The 25,715-nt window shown below is 73.5% G+C and carries 22 protein-coding genes; 10 read left to right on the forward strand and 12 right to left on the reverse strand.

Going from position 1 to position 25,715, the window contains the following annotated elements:
• Positions 1-5: 5 nt before the first annotated feature.
• On the reverse strand, positions 6-2,663 hold the full coding sequence (locus FXF68_RS03825) for a sensor histidine kinase (RefSeq protein WP_148757489.1): 2,658 nt from the start codon (positions 2,661-2,663) through the stop codon (positions 6-8).
• A 535-nt stretch (positions 2,664-3,198) separates the two neighbouring features.
• On the opposite strand from FXF68_RS03825, the gene FXF68_RS03830 reads away from it, so the two are divergent.
• Complete coding sequence (locus tag FXF68_RS03830; RefSeq protein WP_148758179.1) at positions 3,199-4,425, forward strand: ABC transporter substrate-binding protein; 1,227 nt, start codon at positions 3,199-3,201, stop codon at positions 4,423-4,425.
• Between the two features lie 66 nt (positions 4,426-4,491).
• Entirely contained in the window at positions 4,492-5,382 is an 891-nt protein-coding gene (locus tag FXF68_RS03835) for an LLM class flavin-dependent oxidoreductase (RefSeq protein ID WP_148757490.1), read from the forward strand.
• A gap of 33 nt (positions 5,383-5,415) precedes the next feature.
• Here FXF68_RS03835 and FXF68_RS42055 read toward each other — a convergent pair whose 3' ends face one another.
• The 4 genes from FXF68_RS42055 to FXF68_RS03850 form a co-directional block, all read right to left on the reverse strand.
• Complete coding sequence (locus FXF68_RS42055; RefSeq protein WP_187437700.1) at positions 5,416-5,562, reverse strand: hypothetical protein; 147 nt, start codon at positions 5,560-5,562, stop codon at positions 5,416-5,418.
• Between the two features lie 356 nt (positions 5,563-5,918).
• Complete coding sequence (locus FXF68_RS03840; protein ID WP_148758180.1) at positions 5,919-6,983, reverse strand: family 2 encapsulin nanocompartment cargo protein polyprenyl transferase; 1,065 nt, start codon at positions 6,981-6,983, stop codon at positions 5,919-5,921.
• Positions 6,984-7,037: 54 nt separating this feature from the next.
• Positions 7,038-8,438 (reverse strand): family 2B encapsulin nanocompartment shell protein, encoded by a 1,401-nt coding sequence (locus FXF68_RS03845; protein WP_246178264.1) that lies wholly within the window; start codon positions 8,436-8,438, stop codon positions 7,038-7,040.
• Positions 8,435-9,868, reverse strand: a complete 1,434-nt coding sequence (locus tag FXF68_RS03850; RefSeq protein WP_246178266.1) for a family 2B encapsulin nanocompartment shell protein — start codon at positions 9,866-9,868, stop codon at positions 8,435-8,437. Before FXF68_RS03850 ends, FXF68_RS03845 begins: the two co-directional genes overlap by 4 nt.
• A gap of 214 nt (positions 9,869-10,082) precedes the next feature.
• On the opposite strand from FXF68_RS03850, the gene FXF68_RS03855 reads away from it, so the two are divergent.
• On the forward strand, positions 10,083-10,388 hold the full coding sequence (locus tag FXF68_RS03855; RefSeq protein ID WP_148757492.1) for an ArsR/SmtB family transcription factor: 306 nt from the start codon (positions 10,083-10,085) through the stop codon (positions 10,386-10,388).
• 174 nt (positions 10,389-10,562) lie between these two features.
• A complete protein-coding gene (locus FXF68_RS42060) occupies positions 10,563-10,700 on the forward strand; it encodes a hypothetical protein (protein WP_187437701.1) in 138 nt (45 codons plus the stop codon).
• A 27-nt stretch (positions 10,701-10,727) separates the two neighbouring features.
• Here FXF68_RS42060 and FXF68_RS03860 read toward each other — a convergent pair whose 3' ends face one another.
• Positions 10,728-12,134, reverse strand: coding sequence for an MFS transporter (locus FXF68_RS03860; RefSeq protein ID WP_246178269.1), 1,407 nt, complete (start codon positions 12,132-12,134; stop codon positions 10,728-10,730).
• A gap of 75 nt (positions 12,135-12,209) precedes the next feature.
• Positions 12,210-12,863 (reverse strand): hypothetical protein, encoded by a 654-nt coding sequence (locus tag FXF68_RS03865; RefSeq protein ID WP_148757494.1) that lies wholly within the window; start codon positions 12,861-12,863, stop codon positions 12,210-12,212.
• Between the two features lie 313 nt (positions 12,864-13,176).
• Between FXF68_RS03865 and lpdA the strand changes: the two genes are divergently transcribed.
• The gene (gene lpdA / locus FXF68_RS03870) at positions 13,177-14,580 is read left to right on the forward strand and encodes a dihydrolipoyl dehydrogenase (RefSeq protein ID WP_148757495.1); all 1,404 of its coding nucleotides are present in this window, start codon (positions 13,177-13,179) and stop codon (positions 14,578-14,580) included.
• A 46-nt stretch (positions 14,581-14,626) separates the two neighbouring features.
• On the opposite strand, the gene FXF68_RS03875 is transcribed toward lpdA, so the two are convergent.
• The 3 genes from FXF68_RS03875 to FXF68_RS03885 form a co-directional block, all read right to left on the reverse strand.
• Positions 14,627-15,238 carry a hemerythrin domain-containing protein gene (locus FXF68_RS03875; RefSeq protein ID WP_148757496.1) on the reverse strand — a complete coding sequence of 204 codons (612 nt, stop codon included), beginning with the start codon at positions 15,236-15,238 and terminating at the stop codon, positions 14,627-14,629.
• Between the two features lie 57 nt (positions 15,239-15,295).
• Positions 15,296-16,414, reverse strand: a complete 1,119-nt coding sequence (locus FXF68_RS03880) for a DUF2637 domain-containing protein (protein WP_148757497.1) — start codon at positions 16,412-16,414, stop codon at positions 15,296-15,298.
• A 152-nt stretch (positions 16,415-16,566) separates the two neighbouring features.
• Complete coding sequence (locus tag FXF68_RS03885) at positions 16,567-17,820, reverse strand: NAD(P)/FAD-dependent oxidoreductase (RefSeq protein WP_148757498.1); 1,254 nt, start codon at positions 17,818-17,820, stop codon at positions 16,567-16,569.
• Between the two features lie 111 nt (positions 17,821-17,931).
• Here FXF68_RS03885 and FXF68_RS03890 point away from each other — a divergent pair, with 111 nt between their 5' ends.
• The 4 genes from FXF68_RS03890 to FXF68_RS03905 all read left to right on the forward strand — a co-directional run bounded on the left by FXF68_RS03890 (position 17,932) and on the right by FXF68_RS03905 (position 22,472).
• Positions 17,932-19,494 carry a PucR family transcriptional regulator gene (locus tag FXF68_RS03890; RefSeq protein WP_148757499.1) on the forward strand — a complete coding sequence of 521 codons (1,563 nt, stop codon included), beginning with the start codon at positions 17,932-17,934 and terminating at the stop codon, positions 19,492-19,494.
• Positions 19,495-19,620: 126 nt separating this feature from the next.
• Positions 19,621-20,460 carry a dimethylargininase gene (gene ddaH / locus FXF68_RS03895; protein WP_148757500.1) on the forward strand — a complete coding sequence of 280 codons (840 nt, stop codon included), beginning with the start codon at positions 19,621-19,623 and terminating at the stop codon, positions 20,458-20,460.
• A gap of 55 nt (positions 20,461-20,515) precedes the next feature.
• Positions 20,516-21,775: a hypothetical protein gene (locus FXF68_RS03900; protein WP_148757501.1), complete on the forward strand. Its 1,260-nt coding sequence runs from the start codon at positions 20,516-20,518 to the stop codon at positions 21,773-21,775.
• A gap of 73 nt (positions 21,776-21,848) precedes the next feature.
• Complete coding sequence (locus FXF68_RS03905) at positions 21,849-22,472, forward strand: hypothetical protein (RefSeq protein WP_148757502.1); 624 nt, start codon at positions 21,849-21,851, stop codon at positions 22,470-22,472.
• A gap of 29 nt (positions 22,473-22,501) precedes the next feature.
• Here the strand turns inward: FXF68_RS03905 and FXF68_RS03910 are convergent, their stop codons facing one another.
• A complete protein-coding gene (locus FXF68_RS03910; RefSeq protein ID WP_148348484.1) occupies positions 22,502-23,074 on the reverse strand; it encodes a helix-turn-helix domain-containing protein in 573 nt (190 codons plus the stop codon).
• Between the two features lie 61 nt (positions 23,075-23,135).
• Between FXF68_RS03910 and FXF68_RS03915 the strand changes: the two genes are divergently transcribed.
• A complete protein-coding gene (locus FXF68_RS03915) occupies positions 23,136-24,137 on the forward strand; it encodes a transcriptional regulator (RefSeq protein WP_148757503.1) in 1,002 nt (333 codons plus the stop codon).
• Here FXF68_RS03915 and FXF68_RS03920 read toward each other — a convergent pair.
• Positions 24,124-25,620 (reverse strand): WS/DGAT/MGAT family O-acyltransferase, encoded by a 1,497-nt coding sequence (locus tag FXF68_RS03920; RefSeq protein WP_148757504.1) that lies wholly within the window; start codon positions 25,618-25,620, stop codon positions 24,124-24,126. The genes FXF68_RS03915 and FXF68_RS03920 overlap by 14 nt on opposite strands.
• Between the last annotated feature and the right edge of the window lie 95 nt (positions 25,621-25,715).

The following is a 25,715-nucleotide window of genomic DNA, read 5'->3' on the forward strand; positions in this document are numbered from 1 at the left end:
GTCCGTCACGTGTCCTCGTCGCCGGCGGCGCGGGCGTCGTCTCTGCGTGGGTCGTCTCCGCGGGCCCCGTCTCTGCGGACGTCGGCTCCGCGAGCGCCGTCGACGATCTCGGCGCGGCCGCGCCGCGTGCCCCGCTGGATGGACGACATCATCGAGCGCAGCTCCTCGGGGCTCCGGCCGGGGCGCTCGGCGGCGCCCGGCGGGGGCGGCGCGCCGAGCGGCTGCTGCTCGCGGAGCTGCGACGCCATGTTCTCCTGCCGGACGCGCTTCGGCAGCGACGGGCGTGCGGCCGCGTCCCCGCTCGCGGGACGCCGCCGGACGTCGCGCGGCGACCTCGGCACACCGGGCTTCGACGGCTTCGGGGGCGGCGGCGGGGGCGGCGGAGCCGGCGGCTCGGCGGCGGACGGCGGCTCGCCCCACGCGGACGGCGCCTGGCGCTTCCTGGGCAGCGGCCCCTGCACCGGCTCCTCGAACACGGGGATGGGACCGGTCTGCGCGTCCGGGCCGGAGCGCGGGGCGGGCGGCGGGCTCTCCCGCCGCGGCGGCGGGGCGGAGGCGGCGGGCGGCGGCGGGGACGCGGCGTGCCGTCCCGGCAACTGGAGGACGGACCCGCCCTCGCCGAGCGCCGGTTCCGGGCCGAGCCCCGCTTCCGCGCCGAGGCCCGCGCCCTGGTCGAAGCCGTCGTCGAACGGGGCGCCGAGCCCGGGCGGGGCGCCGCGGCGCTGGCCGCCGACGACCGTGCCCACGGGGACGAGCGCGTCCTCCGCCCGGCGCGTGGTGAGGGACGGCGCGCCGCGCTCGGCGTCCGCGTCGTCCGGGACGACGAGATCCTCCGGCAGCAGCACGATCGCCGTCATCCCCCCGTACGGGGACGTCCGCAGCGTGACCCGGATGTTGTGCCGGCGCGCGAGCCGCCCGACCACGAACAGGCCGAGTTGCGCGCTGTCGGACAGGTCGAACTCGGCGGCCGTCGCGAGCCGCTCGTTCGCGGCGGCGAGGCTCGGCTCGTCCATGCTGAGCCCGCGGTCCTCGACCTCCAGCGTGAAGCCGTGCGACACCGCCTGCCCCTGCACCTGGACGGTCGTGTGCGGCGGCGAGAACGCCGTGGCGTTCTCGATCAGCTCGGCGAGCAGGTGGATCACGTCGGCGACGGCGGGCCCGACGATCGCGGCGCGGGTCATCGGCGCGACGTTGACGCGGGTGTAGTCCTCGACCTCGGACGCGGCGGCGCGGGCGACGTCCACGATCGCGACCGGGCTGCGCCAGCCGCGGCCCGGCGCCTGCCCGGACAGGATGATCAGGCCCTCCGCGTGCCGCCGCATGCGGGTGGCGAGGTGGTCGACGCGGAAGAGGTCCTCCAGGTCGTCGGGGGTCTCGATGCGGCGCTCCATCGCGTCCAGCAGCTTGAGCTGGCGGTGCAGCAGCGTCTGGCTGCGCCGGGCGAGGTTCACGAACACGTCGCTGACGTTGCGGCGGAGCGTGGCCTCCTCGACCGCGCTCTGGATCGCCGTCCGCCTGGCGGCGTTGAAGGCGTCCCCGACCTGGTCGATCTCGCGGGTGCCGAACGCGAGCGGCGGCGCCTCGGCGGCGACGTCGACCTCCTCGCCGCGCCGCAGCCGCCGGACCACGCCGGGCAGCCGCACGTCGGCGAGGTCGAGCGCCTCCCGGCGCAGCCCCGCCAGCTCGCGGATGACGGACCGCGCGACCCAGATCGCGAGGACGAGCGAGGCGACGACCGCGACGAGCCCGAGCGTCCCGGCGAGGACGACGCGCGTGATGATGCCCGACGAGATCGGCTCGGCGCGCTTCTCCGCGCCCGCCGACACCGCGAGCTCCAGGCCGCGCAGCCGGGTGAGGTTCGAGTCGGCGGTGGTCTTCCACAGCACCCCGCCCGGCCCGCCCGCGGACGCCACCGGACGGGCCGACGCGACGAACCGGTCCTCCAGCGTCCGCAGCCGCCCGTGCTCGGGCATCGCCACGACCCGCCGGTAGTACGCCTGGTCGGCGGCGCGCAGCTCGGCGGACGCGGACCCGTAGAGGGCGCGCTGCGTCCCGACGAGCTTGATGAACTGGGCGTGCTCCTCGGGCGTGATCCGCCCGGCGGCGAGCGCGCCCGCGAGCAGCGCGTCCTCCTGGGCGAGGATCTCGCGGGCGCGGGTCAGCGACGCCTCGTTGCGGGCGTCCTTCGCGACCTCGGAGTTGTTCAGCGTGGCGAGCGAGCCCTGCAGCGAGCCGACGTCGGCGAGCAGCGCCGTGTAGTCGGCGAACGCGCGGCCCCGGTCGGTGCGGCCCGCGTCGATGGCGCGGCGGCGGGCGTCCAGGCCGTTCAGCTCGGCGAGGATCCGGTCGGCCAGCCGCCGGGTGTCGGCCGGGGCGGCGTCGCGGGCGGACTCGTCGGCCGCCAGGCGGCGGAACAGGTCGGCCTGCCGGTCGGTGACGAGCCGTCCGGACTCCATCGAGGCCCGGTCGCCCTCCAGCCGCCCTCCGAGGTAGACGACCGACAGCCGCCGCTCCGCCTGGAGCGCGCTGCCGAGCGCGCCGGACGGGTACCCGTAGTGCTCCTGGACGGTCTTCACGTGCCGGAGGTTCAGGCCCTCCCCGAGCGCGATGCTCGCGGCGAACCCCCACAGCACGGTGAGCGAGACCACCGACACGGTGACCATCAGGATGACCTTGAACCGGATGGAGCGGAATCGCGCGGCCTTGGGAGCCCGCCGGTGGCCGGCGGCTGACTCGACGGCGGGGCCTCGTTTCGACACTGCGGCTGAACTTTCGCTCGGACGGACGACGATGACGGGGTTCTGGCGCGAGACGGACAGAGCGGGCGGGAAACGGAACGGCGGGGCGGGCGGAGAACGGGACCGGGGGGCGACGGAGCGAGCGGGAACGAAGCGGACGGGCGGGGAACAGAGCGGGCGGGGAACCGGCGGAGCCGGGGCGGTCGGAGCGGGCGGGGGGAAACGGGATCGGGGGCGACGGAGCAGGCGGGCGGGCGATGATCGGAGCCGGAGGGTCGGAGCGGGCGGGGGACGGCGGGGCGGGCGGGAATACGGAACGGACGGGGGACGAGAGGGGCGGGGGGTCGGCGCGCGACCCAGGAGAGCCTAGAACCGCGCGCCGCCGTGTGTCGACAGTTTCCAAATCATCACGTTTTGTATGCACGAACACGGCGAAATGCCCCTACGATGCCTCAGCGTGATGGCTCGTACTCCTCCAGCGACGAAATCGCGGCGCCCGAAGCGGCGGCGGGCCCTGCTCACGAGGGCCGCGCCGGCGGTGGGCGCGCTGTCCACGGCACTGGCGCTCGCCGCGTGCAGCGGCGGCTCCGGCTCGCCCGCCGCGCCGCCGCGGATCGACATGCCCCAGCAGCTCGGCGCGCCCGAAGGGCGGCTCGACCTCGTCGCCTGGACGGGGTACGCCGAGAACGGCTCGAACGACCGGAAGGTCGACTGGGTCACCCCGTTCACGCGGGCCACGGGCTGCAAGGTGAACACGAAGGTGGCCGACACGTCCGACTCGATGGTCGCGCTGATGAAGACCGGGCGGTACGACGGAGTGTCCGCGTCCGGCGACGCGAGCCTGCGGCTCATCTACGGCGGGCTGGTCGCGCCGGTCAACACGGGCCTGATCAGCAATTACGGCGACATCGCGGGCTACCTGAAGAACCAGCCGTACAACTCCGTCGACGGCAAGATGTACGGGGTGCCGCACGGCTACGGCGCCAACATGCTCATGTACCGGACGGACAAGATCTCGCAGCGGCCGACGTCCTGGAGCGTGGTCTGGGACGAGAAGTCCCCCGCCGCCGGGCACGTCGTCGCCTACGACTCCCCCATCTACATCGCCGACGCAGCGCTGTACCTCAAGGCCCACCGCCCCGACCTGAAGATCACCGACGTGTACGCGCTGGACGACGAGCAGTTCGACGCCGCGGTCGGGCTGCTCAAGCGGCAGCGTCCGAACGTCAACCAGTACTGGGCCAACTACCTGGACGAACTCCAGTCGTTCAAGAGCGGCTACAACTACGCGGGCACCGCGTGGCAGGTCACCGCGAACCTGGCGCTGGCGGAGCGGTCGCCGGTGGCGACCACGATCCCGGACGAGGGCGCGACCGGCTGGTCCGACACGTGGATGGTCTCGTCCAAGGCCCAGCATCCGACCTGCATGTACAAGTGGATGAACTGGATCACGACGCCGAAGGTGCAGGCCGAGGTCGCGCAGTGGTTCGGCGAGGCCCCCGCCAACCCGAAGGCGTGCGGCTTCACCGCGAGGGGCTTCTGCTCGACGTACCACGTCGGCGACCCCGGCTTCTACAAACGCCTGGCGTTCTGGAAGACGCCCGTGAAGGACTGCGGCGACGACCGGGGCGACAAATGCGTCGACTACTCCCGCTGGGCCCAAGCCTGGACCCAGATCAAGGGCTGACCTCGCCGTCCCGTGGGCACGGCCGCAGTCGGGAACAAGGGGACCCGGGCCGGGGTTCCGGCGGACATGGGCGACTACGGCAGACCACTGGAGTTCGGGTACTTCCTCGTCCCCAACGCGGACGACCGGCTACTCGACCTGGCCCGCGCCGCCGACCGCGCGGGCCTCGACCTCATCGGCGTGCAGGACCACCCCTACCAGCGACGCTACGTCGACACGTGGACGCTGCTCAGCATGATCGCGGCGGTCACGGAGCGCGTGCGGGTGTTCCCGGACGTCGCGAACCTGCCGCTGCGTCCGCCCGCCGTGCTCGCCAAGGCCGCCGCGAGCCTGGACGCGCTGAGCGGCGGACGCGCCGAGCTCGGCCTCGGCGGCGGCGGCTTCCCGGAGGCGGTCGAGGCGTTCGGCGGCCCCCGCCGCACCCCGAAGGAAACGGCGGACGCGCTGGCCGAGGCCGTCACCGTGATCCGCGAGGTGTGGAGCGGCGGCCGCAACCTGCGCTTCGAGGGCGACCACTACCGGCTCCGGGGCGCGAAGGCGGGGCCCGTCCCGGCGCACCGGATCGAGCTGTGGCTCGGCACCGGCGGACCGCGCGGCCTCGCACTCACCGGACGGGCCGCCGACGGCTGGCTGCCCTCGTCGTCCTGGGCCACCCCGGACAAGCTGCCCGCGCTGCACGCCCGCATCGACGAGGCCGCGGTCGCCGCCGGACGCGACCCGGCGGACGTCCGCAGGCTCTACAACGTCAACGGGACGATCACCGACGGCGCGTCCGACGGCTTCCTGCGCGGCCCCGCGTCCCAGTGGGCGGACGAACTCACCGACCTCGCCGTAGGTTCCGGCATGGACTCCTTCATCCTCTGGGCCGAGGGCGACCAAGAAACCCAGCTCAAGCGCTTCGCAGAGGAAGTCGTCCCGATCGTCCGCACCCAGGTAGCCCAAGAGCGCGCCACCTAACGACAGCGCGCCGCCTGCCCCGGCCGGGGCGGGCTAGGGCCAGCGGTAGTCGGCGTCGGCTACCGGGACGTGGTGTGGCAGGTAGCACTTCGTCGTCACATGCTCGTCCTTGCAGGCCAGGCACAGGTACGTGCGGTGGCCGCGCAGTCCGCGCCCCCGCGCGTCGCAGGGCGGGCACACGCACGGCGACCACCCGACGATGACACGCCCCGGGTCGAGCCGGTGCCCAGCCGGACACAGGAACGGCACATGCTCACGAGCGCCCCCACCACGCCCACCACCCGCCGCCCCGGCACCGCCCACGGACGCCGCCCGCCCTGCGGACGCCGCACCACCACCGGACGCCGCACGGCCGCCAGGCACGGCACCGCCCCTAGGCACGGCACCACCCCTAGGCACGGCACCACCCCTAGGCGCGGCACCACCCGTGGGCGTGGTACCGGCTGTGGGCGTGGGGTGGTCTGGAGGTAGGGCGTGGTGCTCGGAGGGCATCGGGCTACCCTACTCGAACATACTGTCGAGTCTATAGCCCGGTTTCAGAAGTCTCGGTGGGTCATTAACTGGGCTACGGCGCGTAGTTCGGCGGCGGCGGCCGGGTGGACGGCGGCGCCGTCGAGGTCGCGCAGGGCCTCGGCGAGCAGGGCGTCGGCGCGGGCCACCGCCCAGGCGCGGCCGCCCGCGGCGTCGATCAGCATGGCGACGTCGGACGCCTCGTCCGGGGTGAGCGGCGCGTCGCGCAGGTAGAGCGCGGCCAGCTCGGCGGCGGCCGGGCCGCCGGACGTCAGCGCCGCGACCACCGGCAGCGACTTCTTGCGGGTGTGCAGGTCGGAATGGACGGGCTTGCCCGTGACCGCCGGGTCGCCCCAGATGCCGAGCAGGTCGTCGGCGAGCTGGAAGGCCAGCCCGAGCCGCTCCCCGAACGCGCGGAGCCGCTCGACGCGGACGGGGTCGGCGCCGCCGTGCAGCGCGCCGAGCGCGCAGGACGCGCCGAGCAGCGCGCCGGTCTTGCGGCCCGCCATCGTGAGGCACTCCTCGACCGTCACGTCGCCGCGCTCCTCGAACGCGAGGTCGGCGCTCTGCCCCTCGACCAGCTCGATCACCGCCCGGCCGAGGACGCGGACCGCGCGGGCGATCACCGGCGAGCCCTCGACGGCGAGCGCCTCGAACGCGGCGGCGAGCAGCGCGTCCCCGGCGAGGATCGCGGCGCTCGTCCCGAACACGCTCCAGGCGGTCGGACGGTGCCGGCGGGTGAGGTCGCCGTCCATCACGTCGTCGTGCAGCAGCGAGAAGTTGTGCGCCAGCTCGACGGCGACGGCGGCGGGCAGCGCGGCGTCCGCCGTGCCGCCGACGGCCCGCGCGGCGAGCAGCGTCAGGGCGGGGCGGACCGCCTTGCCGCCCCCGCCGACGGCCGGGCGTCCCCGCTCGTCGCGCCAGCCGAAGTGGAACGCGGCGATGCCGCGCATCGCGTCCGGCATCGTCTCGACCGCGTCCCGCAGGGCGGGGTCGAGCAGGCGGCGGCTCCACGCGAGGATCTCGGCCGCCGGGCGGGCGGCGCCCGGCCGGGGATCGTCCGGCTCCGGACGGTGGTCGCAGCGGAGCATCGCCGGGTCGTCTCCCCAGACGGGCATGTCGTCCCCTCTCGTCGCGCGTCCCGGCTAGCGGGCGATCTCCACGTTCTCCAGCACACCGAGCGCGTCGGGGACCAGCACGGCCGCCGAATAGTAGGTGCTGACCAGGTAGGTCATGATCGCCTTGTCGTCGATGCCGGTGAACCGGACGGACAGGCCGGGGCGGACCTCGTTCGGTATCCCGGTGCGGGTCAGGCCGATGACGCCCTGGTCGTCCTCCCCGGTGCGCAGCGCGATGATCGAGCTGGCCCCGGACGGGGTGATCGGGATCTTGTCGCAGGGGAGGATCGGGACGCCCCGCCACGCCTGCGCGCGCCGCCCGTCGACCTCGACGGGCGGCGGGTACACGCCCCGGCGGGTGCACTCGCGGCCGAACGCGGCGATCGTCTTCGGGTGGGCGAGGAAGAGCCGCGTCTTGCGGCGGCGGGCGAGCAGCTCGTCCATGTCGGCGGGGGTCGGGGGCCCGCCCCGGGTCTGGATGCGGTGCCGCAGGTCCGCGTTGTGCAGCAGGCCGAAGTCGCGGTTGTTGACGAGCTCGTACTCCTGCCGTTCCCGGACCTCCTGCACGGTGAGCCGGAGCTGCTGTTCGAGCTGGTTCATCGGGCCGTTGTAGAGGTCGGCGACGCGGGTGTGGACGCGCAGCCGCGTCTGCGTCACGGCCAGCTCGTACTCGCGCGGCGAGGTCTCGTAGTCGACGAACGTGCCGGGCAGCTCCAGCTCGCCCTCGTGCCCGGACGCCAGCTCGATCGCCGCCTCGCCGTGCCGGGTCTGCGCGGGGGTGGGCGCGTCCCTGGCTCGTTCCAGATGGGCGCGGAGCGCGTCGTGCCGGTCGATCAGCTCCTCGACCGACTCGCGGGACAGGGTGAGGACGGTCGTCGGCGTGAGCGCGCGGTAGGTGTGCGGCCACTCCTCGTCCCGCGCGAACAGGACGCGGTCGCCGAAGAACCGCCCGCCGTCGATGATGTCGACGTGCGCGTCGGCGCCGTACTCGCCCGGCGTGGTCACCTCGACCTTGCCGTGCGCGATGAGGTGGACGCCGTCGGCGGGACGCCCGGCCTCCGCGATCGTGTCGCCCTGCGCGTACTCGTGCTGGACGAACCGTCCGGCGAGCACGTCGAGCGTCGCGGCGTCGCCGAGCTCGCGGAGCGGGGGCAGCTCCGCGAGCTCGGGCGGGACGACCCGGACCGCCGCGCCGTCGTTGACGAACGTCACGAGCCCGTCGCCTAGTCGGTAGGTGAGCCGCCGGTTCACCCGGTAGGTGCCGGCGTCCGCCCGGACCCACGGCAACTGCTTGAGCAGCCACCGGGGGGTGATGCCCTGCATCTGCGGGACGGACTTGGTGGTCGTCGCGAGGTTGCGGGCGGCCCTGGTGCCGAGCGCACGCTGGATCTCGGCGCCGTTCGGCGCCGCCGGGGGGAGTTCGGTCACGACGCGGCACCACCGTGGGCGACCTCGACGGACTCCAGCATCCCGAGCGCGTCGGGAACGAGCACGGCGGCCGAGTAGTAGGCGCTGACCAGATAGGAGATGAGCGCCTTCTCGTCGATGCCCATGAACCGGACGGAGAGCCCCGGCTGGTACTCGTCGGGCAGCCCGACCTGGTGCAGGCCGACCACGCCCTGCGCCTCCTCGCCGGTGCGCATCAGCAGGATGGAGCTGGTGCGGGTCCGGCTGATGGGGATCTTGTTGCAGGGGAAGATCGGGACGCCCCGCCAGCCGGGCACCTTGTGCCCGCCGACGTCGACGCTGTCGGGGTAGACGCCGCGGGCGCTGCACTCGCGTCCGAACGCGGCGATGGACTTCGGGTGGGCGAGGAAGAACGCGGGATCCTTCCAGACGAGGGCGAGCAGGTCGTCCATGTCGTCGGGGGTGGGTGGGCCGGACCGGGTGTGGATGCGCTGCGACAGGTCGGTGTTGTGCAGCAGGCCGAAGCCGCGGTTGTTGACGATCTCGTGCTCCTGGCGCTCGCGCAGCGCCTCGACGGTCAGCCGGAGCTGCTGCTCGACCTGGTCCATCGGCTCGTTGTAGAGGTCGGCGACGCGGGTGTGGACGCGCAGCACGGTCTGCGCGACGCTCAGCTCGTACTCGCGCGGGTGGAGCTCGTAGTCGACGTAGGTGCCGGGCAGCGTCGGCTCGCCCTCGTGCCCGGACGCGAGGTCGATCGTCGCCTCGCCGTGCTCGTTGTGCGCCCGCGCCGGGCCGGACCGGAACTCGTCGATGTGGGCCTGGAGGGACGACGACTGGCCGAGCGTCTCCTGGAAGTCGGCGGCGCTCATGCTGAGGATGGTGCAGGCGGTGAGCGCCTTGACCGTGTACTCCCAGCGCTCCGGCTCGGCGCCCTCGGCCGTCCCGACGAGGGCCTGCTCGCCGAAGAAGTCGCCGTTGGCGAGGGTCGCGTGGACCGCGTCGGCGCCGTACTCCCCCTGGCCTATCTGGCTGAGCTTGCCGTGCGCGACGAGGATGACCCGGTCGACCGGGGTGCCGCGCTCGACGACGACGTCGCCGGGCTCGTACTCCTGCTGGGTGAACCGGCCCGCGATGGCGTCCAGGGTCAGGTCGTCGTCGTAGCCGCGCAGCGGCGGTAGTTCGCCCAGCTCGCGCGGGATGACGCGTATGTCGGCGCCGGTGTTCACGAAGCTGACCCGGCCGTCACCGAGCGTGTAGGTCAGGCGACGGTTGACCCGGTAGGCGCCTCCCGCAGCCTGCACCCAGGGCAGCAGTTTCAGCAGCCACCGCGAGGTGATGCCCTGCATCTGGGGGACGGACTTGGTCGTGGTCGCCAGGTTCCGTGCCGCCGCGGTACCCAGGCTCAACTGCTGTTGGTCCTGCTGGCCCTGCTGTTCCTGCTGTTCGGTCACGTCCACACCACCGATTCGTCGCCGGGCTGATGGAAACGGCCGCGTTCGGCCAACGGTGACGCTACAGACGGTAATCGTCAGATCGCAATGAGCCATTGACCCCATCTCTGCTTTGCCGCAGCGCCACACAAGTCGCACCCGTACGTGACAACGCGGCCCGGTGGCGGCCTTATATGCGAACCGGCGCATATGAGCGGACGGTTATCATCGGCCCATGTCGTCAGCGTTCGCCGTGCTCGCCGAACCCACCCGCCGCCGCATTCTGGACCTTCTGCTGGAGCGCCCCCGGCCGGTGGGCGAACTGGTCGAGACCCTCGGGCTGACGCAGCCGGGAACGTCCAAGCACCTGCGCGTTCTCCGCGACGCGGGGCTCGTCAGGGCCCGCCGGGACGCGCAGCGCCGCGTCTACGAGCTGCGCCTCGAACCGCTGGCCGAACTGGACGCCTGGCTCGCCCCGTACCGGCGCGCGTGGAATTCTCGGCTCGACGCCCTGGAACGCCACCTCGACGCTGGTGAATGACTTGCCGCCCGGCACCTCCGGCAAGGCTTTCATCGCAGGTCAGCGACCCGGAGGGTGAGCGAAATCACCGTTTCGGGTGGCTTTGGTAAGGAATCCTGACGTGGTCCTGAAGTTGCCAAGGGTGAGCACCGGGCCCGCGGACGGGCCCGGCCGCATCCAGAGGGGAGGCTCACGGTGACCGCAGTCTGGACGGCCCTCACGATAGAGACCGGCACCGCGCTGGTGATCTCGGCCTCGCTGGCGGGCTGGGCCCGCCGGCTCTTCGCCACGGCCGAACCCGTGCCCGTGCCCGCCGAGCCGTCGGCGGGCTGACCCCGCGAACCACCACGAGGAAACGGACTACCTCGCCCCGGAGCCGGCAGGCTTCGGGGCGTCCTTCTCCCCGGCCTGCTCGATCGGCACCCCGGCGGTCTCCCGCAGCTTGAAGATCGGCACCAGCGCCACCAGCCCGGCGAGCATCAGGTAGTAGGCGGGGATGTAGTTGGAGCCCGTCACGTCGATCAGCGAGCCGACGAGGACGGCGGCCGTCCCGCCGAACAGGGACGTCGAGATGTTGTAGCCGATGGCGAACGCCCCGTACCTGACCTTCGTCGGGAACATCGCCGGGAACGTCGCGGCGATCACCGCGAGGATCAGCACCAGCAGCCCGCCGACGATCGCGTACCCGGCCGTGACCCCGACCGGGTTGTTGGTCTGCATCAGCGCGAACGCGGGCCACGCCAGGACGACGTAGCCGATCGCGGCCGTGATCAGCAGCGGGCGGCGCCCGATCCGGTCCGACAGCGCGCCCAGCGGGACGATCACCGTGATCATCACCGCCTCCACGCCGATCGTGATGAGCTGCGCGGTCGTGTCGTCCATGTCGAGGAAGTCGACCAGGTAGGACGGCATGAACGTCAGCAGCGTGTAGTCGGCGACGTTCAGCAGGAACACGATCCCGATGAGCATCAGGATGACGCGCCAGTAGCCCTGCAGCGTCTCCTTCAACGGGGACTGGGACTTCTTGCCCGCCTCCTCCATGTGCTGGAAGGTCGGGGTGTCCTCGATGCGCGTCCGGACGTAGAGGCCGACGAGCCCGAGCGGCAGCGCGAGCAGGAACGGGATCCGCCATCCCCAGCCGTACATCGCGTCGTGGCTGAGCGCGAGGTCCATCAGCAGCACCAACCCGGCCCCGAGGATGTAGCCGGTGAGCGTCCCGAGTTCGAGGAAGCTGCCGAAGAACCCGCGGCGGTGCGTCGGCGCGTACTCGGCGATCATCGTCGCGGCGCCGCCGTACTCGCCGCCCGTCGAGAACCCCTGGATCAGCCGGACCGCGAGCAGCAGCAGCGGCGCGGCGATGCCGATGGTGCCGTAGCCGGGCAGGATGCCGATCACGAACGTGGAGGTCGACATCAGGATGATGGTGGTCGCGAGCACCCGCTTGCGGCCGAGCTTGTCGCCCATCGGGCCGAAGAACATGCCGCCGAACGGGCGGGCCAGGAACGCCGCCGCGATCAGCGCGAACGAGCGCAGCGACGCGCTGCCGGACGCCTCCGCCGGGAAGAACACCGTGCCGATGATCGCCGTCATCACGCCGGCGCTGAACACCCCGAAGTCGAACCACTCCACACAGTTGCCGATCGCGGACGCGATCACCGCCCGATGGACGGCGGGCAGGTTGTCCTCCTCCTTCGCCGGGCGCGCTCCACCTGGCACGGTGCGCTGCTCCCGGCCGGGCCCCGGACCGGCGTCAAACGGCGTCTCCACGGGCGTTCTCTGCCCGAAGATCGGCAAAGCTAACGCCATTCCCCGGTGCCCTCGGGGCCGGTGGGAAGGCCGCCGTCAGGACTTGCGCGTGCGCTTCGCCGGGCCCCGGGTACGCGCGGGACGGGAGGGACGCGCCGATCCGGAGGCGTCGTCCTTCAGGAACTCGTCCGGAAGCGTCGGGAGGACGGTGGTGCGCTGCGGATCGTCCTCGACGTCCTTCACGGCGGCCTTCTCCTCAGTGGCGGGCTCAGACTCCGCCTCCGGCTCGGGCACGGGGTCGGGAAGCTCGTCGGTCCGCTGCGGATCGCCGTCGCCGCCGTCGAGCAGCTCGTCCAAGGTGGCGGTGCTCTGGGTGTCGCCCTCGCGGGGCCCCGGCTCGACGGGCAGGAGGTCGTCCTCGGGGATGGACATCAGCGCCTGCGTCTCCTGCGCCTCCCGGGTGATCACCCCACTGGCGAGGACGGTGTTGCGGTGCCGCAGCGCGCCGTTCTCGCGGAGCAGGTTGTCGACGTCGGCGCGGGCGCGGGCGACCCGGCGGCTCATCCGGACGTGCACCGCGAACCCGCCCGCCGCGACGCCCAGGATGAAGCCGGCGACCGGGAACCCGACCGCGCGCGGCGCGACCGTCGCCGCGAGCGCCACCGCGATCAGCGCGACGACCGCCCCAAGCGCGGGATAGCGATGCTCCATCCAGTCGAGGACGGCGTTGACGCGCTTGGGGATCCTCACTCCTCTTCTCCTCCACTCGGCTGGAACGGGGACAACGACCGGGCCGCCGCGCGATGTTCCGGCGACGATGGTCCCGATATCGATTTTCGATCGCGGCGCCGTCGCGCCGGAGCGAGCCGGTGCGCCGCCGGGCTCCGCAGCTCAGCGACCGGGTACGGTGCGGGCGCGCGCCGTCCGGGCGCCGCCGGCGCCCCCCGCGATCCCTGACCGGCGGGAGGCCGCTCGAAACACTAACAGGACGTGACGACCGCCTCGGCCGCGGCGCTCCGTCCGGGATGCGAGCACCGCTCCGCGCCGAATATCGTCCATGTATATGAGCGAAAACTTTGACGTCGTGGTCCTGGGCTCGGGCCCGGGCGGATATGTCGCCGCGATCCGGGCGGCGCAGCTCGGGCTGAAGACGGCGATCATCGAAGAGAAGTACTGGGGCGGCGTCTGTCTCAACGTCGGCTGCATCCCCTCCAAGGCGCTGCTGCGCAACGCCGAGCTGGCGCACATCTTCACCGCCGAGCAGAAGACGTTCGGGATCAACGTCGAGGGCCGGGTGTCCTTCGACTACGGCGTGGCGTACGAGCGGAGCCGGCGGGTGTCGGAGAAGCTCGTCAAGGGCGTCCAGTTCCTGATGAAGAAGAACAAGATCACGTCTTATGACGGGCGGGGGACGTTCACCGACCCGAACACCCTCCAGGTGGCGAAGTCGGACGGGTCCACCGAGACCGTCACGTTCTCGCACTGCATCATCGCGGCGGGCGCGCACACCAAGCTGCTGCCGGGGACGTCCCTGTCCGAGCGGGTCGTGACCTACGAGGAGCAGATCCTCAGCTCCGAGCTGCCGGAGAGCATCGTGATCGCGGGCGCGGGCGCGATCGGCGTCGAGTTCGCCTACGTCCTGCACAACTACGGCGTGAAGGTGACGATCGTCGAGTTCCTCGACCGGATGGTCCCGAACGAGGACGCCGAGATCTCCAAGGAGCTGGCGAAGCGCTACCGCAAGCTCGGCGTGGACGTCCTGACCTCCACCCGCGTGGACGCCATCGACGACTCCGGCGACAAGGTCAAGGTCACGGTCACCGGCAAGGACGGCGCGCAGAAGGTGCTGGAGGCCGACAAGGTCCTCCAGGCCATCGGGTTCCAGCCGAACGTCGAGGGCTACGGGCTGGAGAAGACCGGCGTGGCGCTGACCGAGCGCGGCGCGATCGACGTGGACGGCCGGTGCCGCACGTCCGTCCCGCACATCTTCGCGATCGGCGACGTGACGGCCAAGCTGATGCTCGCGCACGCCGCCGAGGCGATGGGCATCGTCGCGGCGGAGACCATCGCGGACGCCGAGACGATGGAGCTCGACTACGTGATGATCCCCCGCGCCACGTACTGCCAGCCGCAGGTCGCCTCCTTCGGCTGGACGGAGGCGCAGGCCCGCGACCAGGGCTACGACGTCAAGACCGCCAAGTTCCCCTACAGCGCCAACGGCAAGGCGCTCGGCATGGGCGAGGGCGACGGCTTCGTCAAGGTGATCAGCGACGCCAAGTACGGCGAGATCCTCGGCGCGCACATGATCGGCCCGGAGGTCACCGAGCTGCTGCCCGAGCTGACGCTCGCCCAGCAGTGGGACCTCACCGTCCACGAGGTCGCGCGCAACGTGCACGCGCACCCGACGCTGGGCGAGGCGATGAAGGAGGCCGTGCACGGCCTCGCCGGCCACATGATCAACCTCTGACGGCCGAAGGCCGGCGCCCCGCGGGCGCCGGCCGGGCCACCCGGGCTCAGCCGGCCGCGCCCCACCGGTCGAGGGCCGCGTAGGCGGGACGCCACGCGGTCTCGAACGCGGCGCGGGCGGGCTCGGGGAGGACGCCCAGCATCGCCGCCTCGGTCCCCTCGTCGACGCCGTCCAGCAGCCACGGGAAGATGCGCGGCCCGTCGGGCCCGATCTTCGTGCCGTGGACCTGCCCGAAGCGCGCCACGTGCTCGGGCGCGAGCACCTCGTCGATCAGCGGCAGCGCCGCCTCCTCCTCGTGCCGGAGGTGCGCGGTGACGCCGCCGGCGAGCGCCTCCACGAGCGGCGCGAGCGGCTCCGTGCCCGCGTCGATCGCCTCGACGACGGGGTCGATGACGGCGTGCTCGGCCTCCATCGCGTCCATGAGGGCGAGGTCGTCCGGGCGTCCGGCGAGGGCCTCGCGCATGGCGGGCCACAGCACCTCGTCCTCGGCGCTGTGGTGGACGTGCAGCGCCTTCTTGAACAGCTCCCAGCCGGGCGCCTCCGCGAGGACGCGGCGCGCCTCGTCCTCGGGGCGGGCGGCGACCTTGGCGAGGTGCTCCAGCTCCCTGCGGAGCGCGTTGTGCATGACGTACATGGCGGTCCAGTCGTACTTGGCCATGGTTCCTCTCCTTCCGGTACACCGCGATGACGGAGCGGAGGAGGGAAAGGTGACCGTTCAGGACGCCGGTGTGGCGGCCGTCTCCCCGGCGGGCTCGTTCGCCGGAGCCGGGGCGGGCTCGGCGGCGGCCGGGGCGGGACGGGCGAGGCGGCTCAGCAGGCGCTGGCCCTGGCGGGCGCTGATGTCCAGACGCCGTCCGAGCTCGGCGCCGGTGATGCCGGGTTCGGCGGCGATGATGCCGAGCGCGCGGGCCTCGGTGTCGGTGGCGACGCTGCGCGGCATCTGGCTGCGCCGGGTCTGATCCGGCGGGGTCTGGTCTCGCGGGGCCTTCTTCGCCGGGGCCTTCCGGCGCGCGGGCTTGTCCGGCGCGAGCGCGGGAGCGGGAACCGGCACCGGCTGCGGCTCCGGGGGCTTCGGCGGTTCCGGGGCCGTGAGGTCGGTGACGCGGACGAGCGCCTGGTCAAGCATGACGCCGTCGCGCAGCATCCACACCACGTCCGCCGGGGCCTTGGACTTCCACTTGCGGCCGTAGTGGTCGCCCAGCAGGGCGAGGGCGTGGCGGCGGCGCTGCTCGGCGTCCAGCGCGCGGGGGTAGGACGTGATCTGCCACAGCACCATGCGCCGCCACAGCCGGAACGTGGAGAACGGCGCGAGCAGCCACCGCGCGACCGGGACGCCCTCCCGGACGAGCCCCGCCGCGATCCCCGCGCGGCGGCGGATGGCGTGCCGGACGGCCTCGATGAACGTCACGAACAGCACCGGCATGGCGGCGTGCATGACCATGCCGGTGGCGTCGCCGTGCGCGGCGGACACGTTGAGCCAGACGGTCGCGGCGGTGAACGCGAACGCCATCCAGCGCAGCGCGGGCATGGGCATGGCCAGCCACTCCAGCAGGAGCGCGACCGACACCAGGGCGAGGATGCCGAGGTCCACCCCGGCCGGGACGATCCACGCCTGGTCTCCGAACCACGGCTCGGCCACGTCCTGGACGGACGCGAACGACCCGTACCCGCCGAGGCCCGCGAGCCCGGCGAAGAACAGCCCGCCCGCACCGGCCAGGACGCGCTGCGCCCTGGTCAGCGGCGCCTGCGAGACCGGCGCCCCGGAGAACGGCGCCGGGGCGAGCGTCTGGGCAGGCGTCGAGGCAGGCGTCGATGCCGTCCGCGCCTCGTCCATCGGCGTTCCTCCCGCACGGGGTGGCTAGATCACCCAGTGACGGTAGCGCGCCAGGGGGGCTGTACGGACGAATGTGTCAGAACCGCCCAGAACCCCCAGGCAGACGGGCCGCGAGCGCGGCGCGGACCGGCTGCGGACCGGCTGCGGACCGGCTAGCGGAGCGGGTTGAACGGGGCCAGCTCCGCCGGACGGCGCCCGGTGGCGATCATCTCGGCGAGGAGGCTTCCGGTGGCGGGGCCGAGGGTGATGCCCCACATGCCGTGCCCGCCCGCCGCGTACACGTTCGGCGAGCGGGTCGCGCCGATCAGCGGCAGCCCGTCGCGGGTGCACGGGCGGGACCCGACCCACTCGTCCCGCCGGTCGTCGAGGTCGGCGCCGCGCAGCAGCGGGCGCGCGGCGGCGACGATCGCGTCGATCCGGCGCGGGTCGAGCGGGGCCTCCGGGTCGCGGAACTCCATCATCCCGGCGACGCGGAGCCGGCCGTCCATCGGCGTGCAGGCGACGCGCTGGGCGGGGAAGTAGACGGGGCCGTCCGGGACGCGGTCCATCGGCACGCTGAAGCTGTAGCCGCGGCCCGCCTGGACGAGCGCGCGGACGCCGAACCGGCGGGCCAGCCCGCCGAGCCACACGCCGCTCGCGATCACCGCGGTGTCGTAGCGCTCGGCCTCGCTCCCGGCGGTGCGCACGGCGACGCCGCCCGGGACGTCGCGGATCTCGGTGACGGCCGCGCCCGCCTGGATCTTGCCGCCGCGGTCGAGGACGGAGTCGGCGAGCGCGTGCACGAACCGTCCCGGCTCGACGAACCGCTGGCCGCGCAGCAGCACCGCCGCGCCGATCTCGTCGGACAGCGCGGGCGCCACCCGGCGGGCCTCGTCCCCGTCGATGACCTCGTACTCCAGGGCCTGGCCCGCCGCGCGGATGTGCTCGACCTCGTCCAGCAGGAAGCGGCGCTCGTCGGCCGTCCGGTAGGCGGCGACGAAGGACCCGGCGTCGCGGGTCTCGGCCTTGACGCCGCCCGCGACCAGCGCGTCGAAGCTCGGCAGCGCGCGGCCGTTGATCGGCACCAGCGACTCCATCGAGCGCCGCCACCGGGCCGCCGTGCTGTTGCGCGCGAACCCGGCGAGGAAGCGGAGCAGCCGCAGGCTCGCGGTCGGCGGGACGTAGACCGGCGACGTCGGGCTGAGCACCGCGCGCAGCCCGTAGGAGAGGACGGCGGGCTCGGGCAGCGGGGTCGCGAGGCCGGGCGTCAGCCAGCCCGCGTTGCCCCAGGACGCGCCCGCCGCGACGTCCCGCTTGTCGTACACGGTGACGTCGGCGCCGTGCTCCTGCAGGAACCACGCGGTGGACAGCCCGACCATGCCCGCGCCCACGACGGCGACACGACGCGGACCGGCGTTCGTAGCCATGGCCCTTCCCCTCCAAAGTCGACGGTGACACCTCGATGGTGACGCGGGACGCCGCCGGAGCCTCTGTCCATTTCGGCCAATATCGGTGCGGCGCATAGTGTGAAAGGCACAATGCTCAGCCTGACCGACCTCGTCGACGCCCTCGGCCCCGGCCTGCTCCGCCTGGTCACGGCGGGCACCGGGGTGAACGGCGACCCGCAGGTGCACGACGTCGTCCTGGCCGAGCCCGGCGAGGCGGCCGGGCAGCCGGGCGAACTCGTCCTCGGCGCGGGCGTCGCCGGACCGCGCGACGCGGTGGCGCTGCTCGAACGCGCCGCCGCCGCGGGCGCCGCCGGGGTCGTGCTGAAGGCGCCGCTCGCCGACGACCCCGCCGTCGTGGACGCGGCCGGGCGGCTGCGTCCCGCGCTCGTCGAGCTTCAGCCGGACACGTCGTGGACGCACGTCGTCTGGCTCGCGCGCGGCGCCATCGACCGAGCCTACGCGCCGCAGCCCGGCGCGGCGGACGGCGGCGTCCACGACGACCTGTTCGCGCTCGCCGACACGGCGGCGGAGATCGCGGACGCCCCGGTGACGCTGGAGGACGCCCGCTCCCGCGTCCTCGCCTACTCGGGACGGCAGGACAGGGCCGACCCGGCGCGCGTCTCCACGATCGTAGGACGGCGCGTCCCGGCGCAGGTCATCGCGCATCTGCGGGCCTGCGGGGTGTTCCGCAGCCTGGCCCGGTCGAGCGATCCGGTGCACGTCCCGGCCGGGCCGGACGGGATGCTGCCGCGGCTCGTGATCCCGGTGCGCGCCGGGGGCGAGTGGCTCGGCTCGATCTGGGTGGTGGCGCGGACGCCCGTCCCGCCGGACCGGGTGCGGCGGCTGGCCGACCTAGCGTCCGTCCTCGCGCTGCACCTGCTGCGGCTGCGCGCCGAGGCCGGGGTGGCGCGGCGGGTGCTCGCCGACCAGTTGCGCGGCGCGCTGCGGAACGGCGCGGACGGCGTCCCGGTCCCGCCGCCGTGGCGCGTCGCGGCCCTCGGCGGCGGCACGGACGGCGACCTCCGGCAGCGGCTCGACCTGTGGGACGCGATCGCCCGCCGCTTCGGCTGGCACCGCCCGCTGCTGACCGACGTCGACGACACGCTGTTCGCCGTCCTCACCGACCCGCCGGGCCCGCGCCGGGACGCGGGGTCGATGGCGTGGCTGCGGAACGTGCTGGTGCAAGTGCGGGCGCACGACCGGACCCTCTACGCGGCGGCGGGCGGCCCGGCCCCCTCCCCCGCCGACCTCCCCCGCGCGCGGTCCGAGGCGGCGGAGCTCGCGGGCCTCGTCGCGTCCGGCCGGCTGCCCGCCGGGACGGTCCTGCTGGAGGACGCCTGGGACGCCGTCGTCGTCGAACGCGCGCGCAGGGCCGCCGGCGGCCCGGTGCCCGGCGGGCCCGTCCCGGACCTCCGCGCGCACGACGCCGCGAACGGGACGGCCTTCCTTTCCACGCTCGCCGCCTGGCTCGACCATTTCGGCGACACGAAAGGCACGGCGGACGCGCTCGGCGTCCACCCGAACACGTTGCGGCACAGGCTCCGGCGCATGTCCGAGGTGACGGAACTCGACCTCTCCTCGCCCCGGCGGCGGCTCGCGCTGCGCCTCCAGCTCACCGCCCTCGAAGAGGACCCCGCGACGCGCAACGAATAGCGCGGAAAGCGTTGAAAGACGCAACGAAAGACCAGATCAGAGCAAGGTTCGCGGATTGGATCGCACGTCGTTCGTTTCTAGGCTTTCGCTGTCCGACCTTCCCAACGAACGCCTCTGGAGATGCGCATGAGCGTTCTGCCGGCGACCGATCCAATCCCCCAGCGGACGGCGACGCGGCGGCACTTCCTGATGTGCCGTCCCGACCATTTCACCGTCGCCTACGCCATCAACCCGTGGATGGACCCGGCGGCCGGCACCGACACGGCGAAGGCGGTCGAGCAGTGGGAGGCGCTGCGGGCGACCTACGTCTCCCTCGGGCACGAGGTCAGCCTCATCGACCCGGTCGCGGGCCTGCCCGACATGGTGTTCGCGGCAAACGGCGCGCTGGTCGTCGGCGGGCGCGTCTACGGCGCCCGGTTCGCGCACCCCGAACGGCACGCGGAGGGCCCGGCCTACAGCGCGTGGTTCCGGAGCAACGGGTTCGGCGAGGTGCTGGAGCCCGAGCACACCAACGAGGGCGAGGGCGACTTCCTCACCCTCGACCACGTGATCCTCGCCGGAACGGGGTTCCGCACCGACCTCGCCGCCCACCAGGAGGCGCAGGAGTTCCTCGGCCGTCCCGTGGTGACGCTCCGGCTCGTCGACCCGCGCTTCTACCACCTGGACACGGCGCTGTTCCCCCTCGGCGACGGCAACGTGGCCTACTACCCCGGCGCGTTCTCCCCCGGCAGCCGGACGGTGCTGGAGCGGCTGTTCCCGGACGCGGTCGTCGCGGACGAGCGGGACGCGGCCGTCCTCGGCCTCAACGCCGTGTGCGACGGACGCCACATCGTCATCGACGCCGAGGCGACCGGGCTCATCGCGAGCCTTCGCATCCACGGATATGAGCCCGTTCCCGTGAATATGTCGGAACTCCGCAAGGCCGGGGGTGGACCGAAATGCTGCACCCTTGAGCTGCGCTTCTGACCCCTGCCGGACACAGGGGTGCCGCCGCCGCACGGACGCCCACTAAGTTTGCCGGGTGACCGAATGCAGCGTTCCGGACTGGTGGGCCGGGCTGACCGCCGAAAGGCTCGGCGTGGACTGGCTCGACCCGGCCGACTGGGAGCCGGCCTGGCAGCACGTCGAGGAGTCCGGGACGATGTCCCGCGAGCACCGCGACCTGGACGACGAACTGCTGCGCAAGGGCAAGCTGCTGGTCGGCACCGGCCCCGGGACGGTCCGCCGGTGGACGGGGCAGCGGCTCGCCGCCGCCTGGTACTTCGACCCGGACGAGCCCGGCCTGCTGTGGTGCGCGCTCGGCGGCTTCTACCCCGCCTGGCTGTGGATCCCGCTGCGGCCGACGGCGGCGGGCGTCCGGGCGGTGCTCGGCGCGCCGTTCCCGGCGCGGCCCGCGCCGCGCGCGGAGCTGACCAGGTTCGTCCGCGGGTTCCTCGGCGCGCTGCACCAGGTCACGGTGCCGTACGTGCCGGTGGAGGACCCGTCGTGGGCGGCCGTCCCGACCGATGAGCTCGTCCCCCTGGACGGCGCGGCCCTGGACCGTTACATGAAGACCGTGAAGTTCGCCGACCCGCAGCCGTGGGGCGGGGCCCGCGAGGAGGACCCCTACCCCGAGGAGCTGCCCTGGGACGCGGGCCACCTGACGGACTTCCTGCCCGTCCGGGACGGGCACCGGATGCAGCGGCTCGGGCGCGTCCCGTCCATGACGTGGCGGACGCTGCACTCCAGGTCGCACCTGTCCGTCGAGATCCACACGCGGGAGGTCGTCTGCGCGGCGGTGCGGTACCGGCCGTCGCCGGAGAGCCACCGCGCCGTGGTGCGGCGGGTCAACGAGGTGCACGGCGACCGCTTCCCCGAGGACCTGCCGCTCGACGCGGTCGGCGTCCTCGCGGGCTGGGAGTTCGACGTCGAGGACGACCTGTACCACCACCTCGACGACCCGGACGCCGACACCGCCGGGTTCGCGCTGCGCTGCCTCGCCGCGCTCCGGCACGGCGACCTGCGCCGGACGCTGGAGCTGCGGGAATGGGCGGCCCACCCCGATCCCGCGGTGCGCGCCGACCTCGTCCTCGTCGCGCACTCCTACGACCACCGGTTCCTCCTCCAGGAGCTGGCGCTCGCCGAGACCGACCCGGGCGAGCTGGCGCGGCTGGAGGACCTCCTCGACCGCGCGCCGGGCCCGGACGCCTTCAACGCCTTCCGCGACGACTTCGGCGGCGCCCCCGTGATGGTGGACGAGTCCGGCCTCCCCGTCGACACGTGGGACGAGGAGGACGTGTGACCGGAGCGAAGCGAGGATCACGACGTCCTCCTCTCGGGGGCCTGGGGGTCGCCCCCCAGAAAGGCAGGGACGTGTGACCGGGACGGTCGCCGCCGAGGAGGCGGTGCTTCAGGACGGCACGGTGCTGCTCGCCGAGCAGGCGGAGCGCGGCGTGCTCGAATCCCTCGCCGCGGGCCGGGGCTGGCGGCGGGCGGCGATCAGCACCGCCGGGTTCGGCGAGATGGAGCAGGTCGCGTGGCAGGCGGGCGTCGCGTTCGTCCTCTACAGCGAGGTGCACGTGCTCGGGCACCGGGTCGTCCGGGTGACCGGCGACGACGCGGCCGTGGTGGACGAGACGCTCGGCGTCGTCCGCGCGGCGCTGCCGACCGTCGCGCCGGACGCGCTGCTCGACGTGCTGCTGGCCGTCCCGCACGCGGACGCGCGGGAGAGCATCCGCGCGCTGAACGGCCTGCGCGCCGCCGACATGTGGAACTGCGCGGACGGCACCGAGCCGCCCGCCGACCCCCGCTACCGGACGGCCGTCGAGCACGCCGTCCTGCACCCGGAGCGGCAGGTGGTGCGGGCACTGGTGTACGCGGTCGGCGACCTGATGACCGTCCGTCCCGGGCTGGCGGAGCCGATCCTCGCGCTGCGCGGCGCGGACGGCCCGGCGCGGGACGTCATCGACGACTTCGCCGCCTTCTGCGACCGCCGCTAGCTCACTCCCTACGCCTCACTCCCTGCGCCTCACTCCTTGCGCGGGCGGGCGCGCAGGTGGAGCCGCTCGCCCTGCGGACCGAACAGGCTGAGCGCCTCGACCGTCCCGCCGTGGCCGCCGAACCAGTGCGGCAGCCGGGTGTCGAACTCGGCGGCCTCGCCCGGCTCCAGGATCAGGTCGCGGCCCGCGAGGTGCAGCCGCATCCGGCCGTTCAGGACGTACAGCCAGTCGTAGCCCTCGTGGACGCGCGGCTCCGGCTCCGGGATCCGCTCCGGGACGATCATCTTGAACGCCTGGAGCCCGCCCGCGCGCCGGGTCAGCGGCAGCACGACCATGTCGTTCATCCGGCGCGGCCGCGGCCTGATCCGCGGGTCGCCGATCTCGGGTGCGCCGACCAGCTCGTCCAGCGGGACGTGGTGGGCCTGCGCGAGCGGGAGCAGCAGTTCGAGGCTCGGCCGCCGCTTGCCCGACTCCAGCCGGGACAGCGTGCTCACCGAGATGCCGGTCGTCTCCGCCAGCGCGGTGAGCGTGATGCCCCGCTCCTGCCGCAGCCGCTTGAGCCTCGGCCCGACCCCGGCCAGGACCTCTTCGGTCGTCTCCATGCCTTCATTGCAGGAACGGCAATCCGTTTTGTCAAACGGGCACGAGCTAGGCTGGTCGGCCATGGAACCGGGCGAGCGTCGGTGGCGGGACGAGCGAGCGGTGCTGAACGCCTCTCGCGGACGCCTCGGCCAGGCGGCGTCCGCCCTGTATCCGGACGTCCCGCGCGTAGCAGGCACACCGCTCCTGTGCCGTCCGGAATGGATCCCCGACGCCCCGATCCCGCTGGAGGACGTCCGCCTCCAATGGGACGCCCGTCCCGAACCCGCGGCCGTCACCGACCCGCCCGACGGCCTCCCGCCCGGCTACCGCACGTACGCCGAGGCCATGGCCGCGCTCGCGCCGCCGAAGGTGTTCGAGGACCGGCCGAGCCACCGCCTCCTCGCCGCGCGTCCCCCCGTGCTCCGCCTCGGCCCAGCCCGGTACTTCGACGGCGTGAACGTCGCCGAAGCGGTGGCGCACGAACTGTCCGCCGAAGTGGACGGCCTCCCCGTCCGGCGACGGATCGGCGACCCGTGCGACCTGGCCCGCCGCGCCGCCCTGCCCGCGATCACGACGCTGACCGTCACCGCGTCCGGGTCGTACGTGCTGCACCGGCGCGACCCGGCGAAGGTCGCGCACGCCGGAGGGCTCTACCAGGTGATGCCGGTCGGGCTGTTCCAGCCGCTCGGGGACGAGCCGCCCGACATGTGGTCCTGCATGGTCCGCGAGTACGCCGAGGAACTGCTCGGCGGCGACGAGGACTACGGCGACGGGTTCGTCCAGGAGGAATGGCCGTTCCACCGCGCGCTGACCTCGGCCCGCGCCGAGGGACGGCTGCGCGCCCACTTCCTCGGCCTCGGCGTCGACCCGCTGACGTTCGCGCTCGACCTGCTCACGGTCGTCGTCGTTGACGACGACGCTTTCGCCGAGTTCTTCGGCGGGCTCGTCGCGGTCAACGCTGAGGGCGAGGTGTCGACGGCGCCGTTCGACGGGCCCGTCCCGGCGCCGATGCAGCCCGCGGGCGCCGCCGCGCTCGGACTCGCCCGGCGGCACCGCGCGGCGCTCGGCCTCACTCCCCGCTGAGCACCCGCTCCTGCTCTTCGAGGGCCCGCTCTTCCAGGGCCTCGCGGCTGAGCTCGCGCAGCTCGTCCAGCGCGTCCACCAGGTGGTCGACGATCTCGGACGGGTCGGGGATCAGCTCCCGGCAGGCGACGATGCCGACGTCCACCTTCCCGTCGTAGGAGAACACGGTGATGTTCAGCCCGCCGGTGATGTCCGTGATGACGGAGATCGGGTAGTAGCCGAGCACCCGCGCCCCGCACAGGTACAGCGGGAACTGCGGGCCCGGCACGTTCGACACGATCAGGTTGATCGGACGCAGCGACATCGCGGGCGCGGCCTGCAGCGCGAGCCGGGTCAGCGCGCCCGCGACCGGCGCGGGGATCAGCCCGCTCATGTCCTGCACCCAGCTCCCGGACGACCCGGTGAACCGCCGCTTGGCGCGGTCCATGTCGCGGCGGACGGCCGCGTACCGGTCGGCCGGGTCCGGGACGTCGGTGGCGAGCGGCGTCGCCATGACCGACACCTGGTTCCCGCCGTCGCCGCGGTTGCCGCGCCGCCGCAGCGACACCGGCACGGCCGCGACCAGCGGACGCTCCGGCAGCTCGCCGCGCTTGTCCAGCCACTGCCGCAGCGCGGTCGCGCACAGCGCCATCACCACGTCGTTGACGCTGCCGCCGAGCCCGCGCCGGATCTGCTTGATGTCGTCGAGCGGAAGCTCGCCGCAGGCGACGGAGCGGCGGCGGCCGATCGGCTGGTTGAACGGCGTCGGCGGCGCGCTCATCCGCGGCGCGCGCGGCACCTCCCGGCGGCGCAGCGCGCCCTGCACGACCGACGACATCAGCCCGACCCCCGGAAGCGACGACAGTCCGGGGATCTCGTCCAGGTAGGGGGCCGCGCGCGCGACCGACAGCGCCGACCGCACCGGGTGCATCGCCGTGTTCAGCAGCCCCGCGCGGACCATCTCGGCGGGCCGCGGCGCGCGTGCGGGCTCGGTCTCGTCGGCGGGGACGTCGCGGGGCTCGGGCGACAGGTCCAGCAGCGCGGCGAGCGTCTCGGCGGCCGTCACGCCGTCGATCGCGGCGTGGTGCACCTTCACGTAGACGGCGGTCCGGCCGCCGATCAGGCCCTGGATCAGGAACATCTCCCACAGCGGGCGCGACCGGTCGAGCGGCTGCTCGTGCAGCATCGCGACGACGTCGGCGAGCTGCCGGTCGTCGCCGGGGGCCGGGAGCCCGATCTCGAAGATGTGCCGCCCGGGGTCGAAGTCGGGGTCGTCCTCCCAGTACGGACGGTCCAGGCCGAACGGCACCTGGACGAGCCGCTGCCGCAGCGGACGGGCCGCGAGGTGCGCCCGGCTCCGCACGAGTTCGGCCACCCCCTCGACCGTCAGCCGGCCGTCCGGGCACGAGGCCGCGTCGACGATGCCCAGCCCCGCGATGTGGGCGTGGGTGGTGCCGGTCTCGGCGTTGAGGAAGGTGGCGTCCACGGTGGTCAACTGGCTCATGGGCTCTCTCGTCCGTCCGCTCGTCCGCTCGTCGTGCGCCATACCTGCTCTTCTAGGAGTTATGCGCTCGGGGGACGGCAGGTCAACGCTGCCCG

It is taken from the genome of Actinomadura decatromicini (genome assembly GCF_008121305.1).
GTDB classification, from domain to species: Bacteria; Actinomycetota; Actinomycetes; order Streptosporangiales; family Streptosporangiaceae; genus Spirillospora; species Spirillospora syzygii.

Bases quoted from the DNA above. Each gene is read 5' to 3' on its own strand.
- FXF68_RS03825 (WP_148757489.1), bottom strand. From the start codon at position 2,663: ATGGTCACCGTGTCGGTGGTCTCGCTCACCGTGCTGTGGGGGTTCGCC.
- FXF68_RS03830 (WP_148758179.1), top strand. From the start codon at position 3,199: ATGGCTCGTACTCCTCCAGCGACGAAATCGCGGCGCCCGAAGCGGCGG.
- FXF68_RS03835 (WP_148757490.1), top strand. From the start codon at position 4,492: ATGGGCGACTACGGCAGACCACTGGAGTTCGGGTACTTCCTCGTCCCC.
- FXF68_RS03840 (WP_148758180.1), bottom strand. From the start codon at position 6,983: ATGCTCCGCTGCGACCACCGTCCGGAGCCGGACGATCCCCGGCCGGGC.
- FXF68_RS03855 (WP_148757492.1), top strand. From the start codon at position 10,083: ATGTCGTCAGCGTTCGCCGTGCTCGCCGAACCCACCCGCCGCCGCATT.
- lpdA (WP_148757495.1), top strand. From the start codon at position 13,177: ATGAGCGAAAACTTTGACGTCGTGGTCCTGGGCTCGGGCCCGGGCGGA.
- FXF68_RS03875 (WP_148757496.1), bottom strand. From the start codon at position 15,238: ATGGCCAAGTACGACTGGACCGCCATGTACGTCATGCACAACGCGCTC.
- FXF68_RS03880 (WP_148757497.1), bottom strand. From the start codon at position 16,414: ATGGACGAGGCGCGGACGGCATCGACGCCTGCCTCGACGCCTGCCCAG.
- FXF68_RS03885 (WP_148757498.1), bottom strand. From the start codon at position 17,820: ATGGCTACGAACGCCGGTCCGCGTCGTGTCGCCGTCGTGGGCGCGGGC.
- FXF68_RS03890 (WP_148757499.1), top strand. From the start codon at position 17,932: ATGCTCAGCCTGACCGACCTCGTCGACGCCCTCGGCCCCGGCCTGCTC.
- ddaH (WP_148757500.1), top strand. From the start codon at position 19,621: ATGAGCGTTCTGCCGGCGACCGATCCAATCCCCCAGCGGACGGCGACG.
- FXF68_RS03910 (WP_148348484.1), bottom strand. From the start codon at position 23,074: ATGGAGACGACCGAAGAGGTCCTGGCCGGGGTCGGGCCGAGGCTCAAG.
- FXF68_RS03915 (WP_148757503.1), top strand. From the start codon at position 23,136: ATGGAACCGGGCGAGCGTCGGTGGCGGGACGAGCGAGCGGTGCTGAAC.
- FXF68_RS03920 (WP_148757504.1), bottom strand. From the start codon at position 25,620: ATGAGCCAGTTGACCACCGTGGACGCCACCTTCCTCAACGCCGAGACC.